The organism is bacterium (genome assembly GCA_019695305.1).
Lineage (GTDB): Bacteria > UBA10199 > UBA10199 > UBA10199 > JAIBAG01 > JAIBAG01.
In genome coordinates this window covers 316,772-324,107 of the sequence record JAIBAG010000001.1, presented here as the reverse complement: position 1 = coordinate 324,107, position 7,336 = coordinate 316,772, and the positions used below count along the sequence as shown (strand labels likewise).

Annotated in this window: 4 protein-coding genes; 1 reads left to right on the top strand and 3 read right to left on the bottom strand. The window is 43.0% G+C overall.

The annotated features are described in order from the left end of the window. The coding region (locus K1X76_01485) for a hypothetical protein (protein ID MBX7147731.1) at positions 1–234 on the bottom strand (234 nt) is incomplete at its 3' end. Positions 235–421: 187 nt separating this feature from the next. On the opposite strand from K1X76_01485, the gene K1X76_01480 reads away from it, so the two are divergent. Beyond that, positions 422–1,714, top strand: a complete 1,293-nt coding sequence (locus tag K1X76_01480; GenBank protein MBX7147730.1) for an ATP-binding protein — start codon at positions 422–424, stop codon at positions 1,712–1,714. 55 nt (positions 1,715–1,769) lie between these two features. Here the strand turns inward: K1X76_01480 and K1X76_01475 are convergent, their stop codons facing one another. Together K1X76_01475 and K1X76_01470 are read right to left on the bottom strand one after the other, a co-directional pair. Continuing rightward, entirely contained in the window at positions 1,770–3,866 is a 2,097-nt protein-coding gene (locus tag K1X76_01475) for a VWA domain-containing protein (GenBank protein MBX7147729.1), read from the bottom strand. Between the two features lie 148 nt (positions 3,867–4,014). Further along, positions 4,015–7,128: a hypothetical protein gene (locus K1X76_01470; protein ID MBX7147728.1), complete on the bottom strand. Its 3,114-nt coding sequence runs from the start codon at positions 7,126–7,128 to the stop codon at positions 4,015–4,017. Positions 7,129–7,336: the final 208 nt, after the last annotated feature.

Here is a 7,336-nt window from a genome sequence, read left to right as displayed (position 1 = left end):
ATCATCATCATCATCATGATCGTGGTGGTGAAAAAACCAATCAAACCACCAGAAGGTACGCGTTGAACTCGCACTGCGGTCAAATCCATCATCATCACCATCTTCGTCATCGTGATGTTCGCCCTGTTCACAGCCATCATCATTGTCATCGTGATGATGAGAACCTGTGGCCATAGCATGGGAAGAAAAGGCTAAAATAAAACCAAGAGTAATAAAGAGTAAAATTTTACGCATAAGATCCTCCAATTGATCTGATGGATGGGGACTTAGGACGGCTGGTCAAAAATGTCAATACGCCAAAATAAAAAGGGCACCTTTTCATCAGTATTGCGGGAAAGACATTTTAAGTAGCTTATGAGATATTATCACGTTTTTACCATATAAAATTGACTAAATATCACGTTTTTGACATATTATCTCTGTGAAACGTATAATTTTAGATCAACTCATAAAATGGAGCCGGGCACCAGGCCGTAAGCCCCTCATTTTAAGGGGAGCCAGACAGGTGGGCAAAACCTGGCTATTAAAAGAACTAGGGAAAAATTATGAACATCTGGCTTATTTTAACTTTGATGCCGATCCTCTCTTAAAATCCTTATTTGAAGCCTCCTTAAAGCCCAAAGAACTGATCAAAAAATTACAGCTCTATAGTGGGCAAACCTTAACTCCCAAAAATACATTACTTGTTTTTGATGAAATTCAGGAATGCCCCCAGGCTTTAAACAGCCTCAAATATTTTTGTGAAGAAGCTCCCGAACACCACATTGCTTGTGCCGGTTCTCTTTTGGGCATTCAAATGTCTAAAGAAAAAGGATTTCCGGTTGGAAAAGTAAATTTCATAAACATTTATCCTTTGTCATTTATGGAATTTTTAAGCGCAACCGAACACAATCATTTAAAGCAGTTTTTAATAGAACACGACATTACCAAACAAATGCCACAGGCTTTTTATACTGCCTTGTTAGAACAACTTAAATTTTATTTTTTTACAGGCGGCATGCCCGAAGTGGTGGATAGTTACGTAAAAAATCAAAATTTAGAAAATTGCCGCCATATACAAAATGATATTCTCAAATCGTACCAATTAGATTTTGCCAAACACACACCAGCAACCGACATTCCAAAAGTAATGAAGTTATGGCAATCAATCCCTCAGCAACTGGCCAAAGAAAATAAAAAATTTGTATACAGCGCTATTTCAAAAAATGCCCGTGCCCGCGAATATAACGACGCTCTTCAATGGTTAAAAGATGCCAATCTTATTTATCCTTGCCATGCCATCACTAAACCCGGAGTGCCCTTGGTACATTATAGCAGCGAAAACTTTGATAAATTTTATATGCTCGATGTAGGATTATTGGGAGCACTCAGCCATTTAACCAGTAAAACAATTCTTACTCCCAACGAACTCTTTACCGAATTTAAAGGAGCTCTTACCGAAAATTTTGTAGCACAAGAACTCACTTGCTATAGAGAACAACCACTCTACTATTGGACAACAAACAGAATGGCCGAAGTGGATTTTATAATTGAAAATGAGGGGAATGTTTACCCGCTGGAAGTAAAAGCAGGGCTCAGTAACCGATCTAAAAGCCTTGGGGTTTATAACCAAAAATATCAACCCCATATAGCTTACCGAATTTCTCAGAACAATTCGCAAAAGGATAACATCATACAAAACCTACCACTCTTTGCACTTTGCCACGTAAAATAAAAAAAGGCGTTTCCCGGTAAAGGAAACGCCTTTTTTATACTTATTTTATAATAGCTTAGCTTATTTTTTTACGAACAAGAGCTACGCCTATTAATGCAAAGGCTAATGCCATAAAACCAGTCATATTAGCCGAGGCATCGGCATTTAAGCTACAGCTAGAACCGCTACCTTGAATTTGGCTAAAAGCAGGCAATGGGACAACAGCTGGAGCAACATCCAAATTATCGCAAATGCCGTTATCGTTTTCATCCACATCCACTTCACCACAACCACACAAACCTTCTTCGGTTTTAGCGGGGTCATTGGCACACAAATCGTTACAGTTGGGAGTGCCATCTTGATCGGTATCGGTTTCAGCTACACCGCAACCGCATAAGCCAGCAACTTCCGATTTAGCAGCATCAAACGGACAAGCATCTAAGCAATCAGGCACTTCATCCGCATCGCTATCAAGGCTGTCATCACTGCCGTCACAACGGTCGTTACATTCTGCAACACCATCTACATCGGTATCCACATCATCTACACCACAACCACATTGGCCAGGCTCCATTTTATTTTCATCATTAGGACAATAGTCGCAGGTGTAATTTTCGTAATAAATATAGTTAATGGTACGAGGCACACTTTCGCCAAACACTTCAACAGCACCACAACCACAAGGTCCAACATTTTCAGTTTTACGAGGATCATTAGGGCAAGCATCCTGACAATCGACAATCAAGTCGCCATCGCTATCAAGATTATCGTTTTGACCAGGACATTGATCGTAACAATCGAAAACGCCATCACCATCGCTATCGGTTTCACCCGAACCTTCAGGGCACTCATCGATATAGCAAACAATCGAATCACCTACTTCATAGTCGGTATTTCCACATCCACATTCACCGGGTTCAGATTTGTAAGGATCGGTATCGCATTCTTCCTGACAATTAGGATAATTATCACCGTCGGTATTTACCGAATCGTCACATTCATCCACACAATCGGCAACACCATCGTTATCACTATCAGGAAAGCCTTCATCAATACCGTTTATACCGTTATCATCAATACCATTGCAGCTTTCAACATCACAGCCATCAGGTGTTTCATCACCATCGGTATCAACACTATCATCAAAGCCTTGGCAAATATCAACACAGTCGGCAACACCATCCTGATCAGTGTCAATACGGTTATCGCAGGTATCAGTACAGTTATCGATATTATCGCCATCATCGTCTTTGCCGGAGGGGGAAGCTGTAAAAATACATTGATTCTCAACACAGCTATCTTGGGTGCAAGCATTGCCATCATCACAACTAATAGCACCAGCTATAGCTAAAAATACTGTCGACAAATCAGCATCATCATTAGAACCCAAAGCTATATAGAAATTGTCACCGTCTTTATTTTCGTCTGTCCGCTCTTGCTCTGTCACATCATGATCATTTGCTGTTTTATCATCAGCAGCAGCATTACCTGTCATATCAGCAAGCACTTCACGGTATTTCTTTTCACCAGCAATTGTATTATCGTAAGCAATAGCAATAATTGTAATACCTTGCGCGCGAGCTTCTTCAGCAGCATCTTTGGCAGCACCTAAATAATCAGCTTCATGATCTGTAGCATCACTGTCATAATCTAAATGATCATCGCTCTCAGAATTATCTTCAGCCAACGAATCACGACGATTAGACTCACCATCCGATAAAAGGACAATAACTTTTTTAGTGTGCGTACCGTTTGTAATTAACTCTTTAGCAGCAACTTCAATAGCATCTTCCAAATTTGTTCCACTGCCTTGAGAGCTCATCGCAGCTGTCACTTTTGTTTTAAGCGTAGTATACGAATAAGAAGCATCGGACATGCTGTAATAAATAGCAGCGTCTGTAGTATCAGTTGGATCATTTGCATCATCAGCAGTATCATCATTAAAACGACCTACCGAAATTTTATGAGAAGTCCCTGTGCCTGTTACAGCATCAATAAAAGCGTTAGCAGCCGCAGCTTCTTTTGTACGGGTAGTAGATGAAATAGAACCAGTACGATCAAGCATCAGCACAATATCAGCCGCATTTTCCCCGCAAGGAATGGGTGCTACAGCCGCACCTTGAGCGGATGTAATTTGGAGTAAAAACAACAAACTTAGGAAAATTTTTTTCATATTGCCCTTTCTTAATGAAGTGTATGCAAGTAAGTATTCGATAGAGGCTTTAGTCCCACGGGCAAGAAATGTCAAAGTGATAATTGTGACATAAAAAAAGGGCATTCCTTTTGGGAATGCCCTTTCCTGTTTTTATTTTTTCAATAGTTTAGCTCATTCTTTTACGAACGATAGCTAAGCCCATCATCGCTACAGCCAGGGCTATAAAGCCAGCCATATTAGCCGAGGCATCGGTGCTTAAGCTACAACTACTGCCGCTACCCTGAATTTGGCTAAAAGCCGGTACGGGAGCAACAGCAGGGCTAACATCTAAGTTATCACACGTACCATCGTTATTAGAATCATCGGTAGCCGAATCGGGGCAAACATCGTTACAGTTTGCTACACCGTCTTTATCGGAATCGGTATCGGCTACACCGCAACCACACTGGCCGGGAGACGATTTAAGCTGATCATTAGGACATTCATCCACGCAATCGGCTTCGCCGTCGCCATCGTTATCGGCATCACTTACACCGCAACCGCAGATTCCAAGATCTACCTTGCTGCTATCAACAGGGCATTGGTCGCTACAGTTGGGGGTACCATCTTGGTCGGTATCGGTATCTTCAACACCGCAACCACACAAGCCGGGTTCGGTTTTATTGCTATCGTTAGGACACGAATCCAAACATTCGGCAACACCGTCTTCGTCGGTATCAATATCTTGCGTACCGCAACCACATTGACCAGCAGATTCCGATTTTAACGGATCGGCAGGACAAACGTCGTTACAATCTACAACTTGATCGCCGTCACTATCAGCATCGGCTACACCGCAACCACATATACCAGGTTCGGTTTTACCAGAATTATCAGGACATTGATCTAAACAATCAGGTGTTTCGTCACTGTCCGAATCGGTATCAGCTACACCACAACCACAAGTACCAGGTTGCGTTTTATCCTTATCATCAACACAATAGTCAATACAATCGGCTAAGCCATCACCATCGCTATCGGTATCAGCCACACCACAACCACATACACCTCTATTGGTTTTTAATGGATCATCTGAGCACTCTTCCAAACAATCAATGGTGCCATCTTTATCGTTATCAACATCGGCCGTACCGCAACCACATACACCGGGAGCTGTTTTTAACGGATCACTATCTTCGCCACCATCACACAAATCAATACAGTTGGCTACGCCATCATGATCTTCATCGGTATCGGGAACGCCGCAACCGCACTGGCCGGGCTGTGTTTTATCCGGATCGCTATCGCAAGTTTCTTGGCAATCTAAGAGCTTATCGCCATCCTCATTGCTATCGGCTACTCCGCAACCACAAACACCAGGTTCGGATTTATCCGGATCACTATCACACTCTTCCTGACAATCTAAGAAGTCATCACCATCTTCGTTACTATCAGCTACACCACAACCGCATTCACCGGGTTCGGATTTATCCGGATCACTATCGCAGGTTTCTTGGCAATCTAACACACCATCGTGATCGGTATCGCTATCAGCTACACCACAACCGCATTCACCGGGTTCGGATTTATCCGGATCACTATCGCAGGTTTCTTGGCAATCTAACACACCATCGTGATCGGTATCGCTATCAGCTACACCACAACCGCATTCACCGGGTTCGGTTTTGGCAGGGTCCGCGTCGCAGGTTTCTTGGCAATCTAATGTACCATCGCGATCGGTATCATTATCGGCCGTACCGCAACCGCATTCACCAGGAGCAGTTTTAGCAGGATCGGTATCGCAGGTTTCTTGGCAATCTACCAAACTATCACCATCGGTATTGGTATCAGCTACTCCGCAACCGCAAATGCCAGGAGCTACTTTACCAGCATCATCAGGACAGGTGTCTTGACAATCAAAAGCGCCATCTCCATCAGCATCGTTATCCGGCTGCCCGCAACCGCAAGTACCAGGAGCCGTTTTCAAAGGATCGGTATCGCAGGTTTCTTGACAGTCTAAAGCACTGTCACCATCTAAATTTGTATCGGGAGTACCACAACCACAAGTACCGGGCGCCGTTTTAGCAGGGTCCGAAGGACAATCATCATTACAATCGGCGGTACCATCACCATCGCTATCGGTATCGGCATTGCCGCAACCACAAGCTCCGGGGGCGGTTTTTGCAGGATCGTTATCGCAGGTTTCTTGGCAATCTAAAGCACCATCACCATCAGAATTGGTATCGGCTACACCGCAACCACAGGTGCCAACAGCAATTTTACCAGGATCCGAAGGACAAGCATCTAAACAATCAGCAGTACCATCACCGTCACTATCGGTATCAGCATTGCCGCAACCACAAGCTCCAGGAGCAGTTTTTGCAGGATCGTTATCGCAGGTTTCTTGACAATCTAAAGCACCATCACCATCAGAATTGGTATCGGCTACACCGCAACCACAGGTGCCAACAGCAATTTTACCAGGATCCGAAGGACAAGCATCTAAACAATCGGCTGTTCCATCACCGTCACTATCAATATCAGATTCACCGCAACCACAAATACCAGGAACAACTTTGGCTGGATCACCATCACACTGGTCAATACAATCGGCTTGGCTATCACCATCTGTATTTGTTTCAGGTTCGTTGCAACCACATTGACCAACGGTATCAAATTTAGCAGGATCAAGAGGACAAACATCAGTGCAATCCGGTGTACCGTCTTGATCGTTATCCAAATCATCTGAAACACCGCAACCACAAACACCGGGTAATTTTTTATCTGGGTCAAGAGGACAATAATCAAGGGTACAATCACTGGCACAGTTAGCACGATTTGGGTCGGATAGATTTTGCGGGTCACACTGTTCACCAGGATCAGTTACTCCATTTCCACATGTATATAAACACCGGCAACCATTACATACCGGTGAAACACTGTCATGAGTATCAGGATCAGTACAACCGGCTGTGCCAGGATCACCACATTCTTCAGCTGGATTAGGACCTACACCATTACAATCTAGACAAGCACCACAGTCTTGCGGACAAGTTTCACAAGTTTCAAAATCACTTGCATCACACAGATTACCATCACCATCTAAATCAATACCACAACCACATCCAAAAAATGGATCTCCATGCTTAGCATGACCTTTTTGCTGAGATGTATCGGATGGACAAATTGTAATTGTTCCACTCCCTGTATCATGACAAAAACATATGTTTACAGCTTTTGCCTCGCCCACATACCCACAAAACAAAAACACAGCAAACATGGCCAATAGTATTTTTTTCATAAATAACATCCTCAAATGGTTAAACGTATACCGCTGTATACAATAAAAAATTAGTGATTTGCCCCTTTGGCTAGTACTTTGCCCCTACTTAATTAAAAACAAAATTTTATGAATTTAATTATCAGATAAAAACCTAAGTGGCCTTTAACGCCGTGCATTAAAAAAGTCAATGCCCCAATCAAGTTTTTATCGGGCTAGTTGTCGGCAG

Bases quoted from the DNA above. Each gene is read 5' to 3' on its own strand.
- K1X76_01475 (MBX7147729.1), bottom strand. From the start codon at position 3,866: ATGAAAAAAATTTTCCTAAGTTTGTTGTTTTTACTCCAAATTACATCC.
- K1X76_01470 (MBX7147728.1), bottom strand. From the start codon at position 7,128: ATGAAAAAAATACTATTGGCCATGTTTGCTGTGTTTTTGTTTTGTGGG.